The sequence below is a fragment of the Streptomyces sp. SID12501 genome (assembly GCF_010550245.1).
Classification (GTDB): domain Bacteria; phylum Actinomycetota; class Actinomycetes; order Streptomycetales; family Streptomycetaceae; genus Streptomyces.
The window spans coordinates 1-334 of the sequence record NZ_JAAGLU010001120.1 but is presented as its reverse complement, the minus strand read 5'-3'; the positions used below and the strand labels follow the sequence as shown (position 1 = coordinate 334).

Genomic DNA, 334 nt, shown 5'->3' with positions numbered 1-334 from the left:
GCCACCACTGGCCGGACGACCACCGCGGTCATCCTGACGGTCGTCCCGACGCACAAACCCACCGCCCGCAGGACGACCACCACGGTCATCACTGCGCCCACGGAACCCACCGCCGCCTCCCGCGGGACTGCCACCGCGGTCATCATCGCGCCGAACGAAACCGCCGCGGTCACCGCCACCACCACGGTTGTCGTCACGCCGGAACCCGCCACCACTGGCCGGACGACCACCGCGGTCATCCTGACGGTCGTCCCGACGCACAAACCCACCGCCCGCAGGACGACCACCACGGTCATCACTGCGCCCACGGAACCCACCGCCGCCTCCCGCGGGA

General features: G+C 71.9%; 1 pseudogene. It reads left to right on the top strand.

Annotated elements, in window-relative coordinates:
• Positions 1 to 334, top strand: a pseudogene (locus G3I71_RS52540) (hypothetical protein); the annotation flags it as partial.